The organism is Arthrobacter sp. 05L45_2 (genome assembly GCF_056397525.1).
The window spans coordinates 1-1,961 of sequence record NZ_JBFTNO010000321.1 but is presented as its reverse complement, the minus strand read 5'-3'; the positions used below and the strand labels follow the sequence as shown (position 1 = coordinate 1,961).

At 68.5% G+C, this 1,961-nt stretch carries 2 protein-coding genes and 1 pseudogene; all 3 read right to left on the bottom strand.

The features are described 5' to 3' along the window. Window positions 1–150 precede the first annotated feature (150 nt). Window positions 151–876, bottom strand: a complete 726-nt coding sequence (locus AC1DHD_RS16005; protein ID WP_476880653.1) for a hypothetical protein — start codon at window positions 874–876, stop codon at window positions 151–153. Window positions 877–943: 67 nt separating this feature from the next. Further along, window positions 944–1,714, bottom strand: coding sequence for a hypothetical protein (locus tag AC1DHD_RS16000; protein ID WP_476880652.1), 771 nt, complete (start codon window positions 1,712–1,714; stop codon window positions 944–946). Continuing rightward, window positions 1,711–1,961, bottom strand: a pseudogene (locus AC1DHD_RS15995) (hypothetical protein); the annotation flags it as partial. The pseudogene AC1DHD_RS15995 and the gene AC1DHD_RS16000, both read right to left, overlap by 4 nt.

The window sequence follows — 1,961 nt, the reverse complement described above, 5'->3', positions numbered from 1 at the left end:
GTCCTTCCGGACCGCTACCACTCATCCCCCCAATGGCGCTTGGACGTTTTGCCAGGCTCAGTAAGACTGAATCCCCATTCACGGAGCCGGCTGGCGCTTTCACACATTTATGATTCTCTCACGCTCTAATGATTTTGTGAACGCCTTGGGCTACTTTTTACGGAACGTTGCGGGAGCGTTATGTGGCGGACGCGACACTTGCCCGGAAAACCAGAAGACCAGCAGGCCCAAAACGTACCCCAGCACTGCCGCATAGTTGACCGTGAGCCGGGCCGCATCCCAGGAGCCCGGGGCAAAGGACGCCGGGATGCTGGCAATGGCGGCGGCGGCTCCAACGAAGGTGAGGGCAGCCCCTGCCCGCACCAGCCGGGGCAGGGCCGACCTCACGGTTGCGAGCAGCGGGGGCAGCAGGACCAGGGAAACGAGCGCCGGGTAGCTGCGGCCGGCTGCGGCATAGATCGGGGCCAGGACGGCGTTCCGGCCGTTGTCCGTCAGGTTCTGCAGTCCCACCGAGGAGCCGCGCGTGTCCATCAGCAGGAACGTCACCGCCACCGCCAGGCAGGCCACTGCCAGCGTCCAGCGGCCCACAGGCCCGGTAATAAGCCGCCGCGCACGGGCGGCGCCCAGTCCCTTGGCGAGCCTCAGCCCCACCAGGAACACCATGCCGAAGACGATGAACCGCAGGATCARGTTGGTCAGGTTCCGGCCGCCCAGCGCCCCGTCGATGGCGGTGTAGGGGCCGGGGACGCTCAGGAAGCTGCACAGGGTGGCGAGGAACATGATGCCGAACACGGTCCGGTTCCGCTTGTGCAGGGCATCGGGCAGCCGCAACAACGTCACGACGCCGCATATCATCAGCGTGCCCCACTCAAGCATGTCCACCTCCTTCCAGCCTCGGCTGCCGCCGCGGCCCGCCGAACTCCTTCACCCCTCCATATCGAACTTACCGCCGTGCCGTCGCGGACCACTTCTGCGGGCCGGGGACTGGGACCGCCGCGCTCCCGCGCCGCCGTCGTCGGGCCACCAGGCCGGCGATCCAAATGACTGCCAGCCCAAGGCTGAGGCACAGCACCGCCGTAAAGTTGAAGACCGCCTGGAGCCTGGCCGGGTCGGACGGGACGAACGCGTACACCGCGGCAACGATCAGGCCCGCAAATCCCACCGAGAGCAGCACGGCCCCGGCCCGGACGGCCGCGGGGAACCGGCCGCGGACGGCTCGAATTGTCGCCGGCAGCAGGCAGGCTGCCACAAACGCCGGGTAGACCCTTCCGGCTGTGGCATACAAGTTGATCAGGATGGCGTTGGCGGGGCTCCGCAGGGGCAGGCCCGTCAGGCCCGTGGCCGATCCCTGGGTGTCCGCGAGCAGGAACGACACGGCGGTGGCCACGGCGATGGAGGCGAGGATTGCCAGTCCCGCAGGTCCCGCGACCCGGCGGGCCGCGTCCGCATCGTCGAAGGCCTTGGCGGTGCGGTAGCCCGCCAGCGCCACCGCGCCGTAAACCAGGAACCGCAGGAGGAGGTTGGCGTAGTTAGCGCCGCCCAGCCAGGAATCGATGGCAAGGTACGGGGCGTCGATGCTCAGGAGGATGGCCAGCGCAGAAAGGAAGAAGACCCCGAAGATGGAGCGGTTGTGCCCTCGGAGGGCGTCGGGGATGCGGGCCATTGCCACGGCTCCGCTGAGGGCCAAGGCCGACCACTGCAGTATCTGGATCATCCGAGGTTCTCCCAGATCTTTTCGGTCTGGGCCTGCTCCAGTTCCTGGCGGCGCAGGGCCTTGCCGAGCGTCTGGAGGCGCTCACCGGCGAGGGCGACCAGTTCGCCGTCGGTGAGGGCATCCAGGGCGGATTGCCGGGCGTCGGCCGGCCAGCCGGCCTCGGCCTCGGTGATCAGCCCGGTCGCGACAAGGCCRCCGGCGAATCCCACGCCTGCGGCGCGAGAGGTCGCGACCGCCAGCTCCGGGG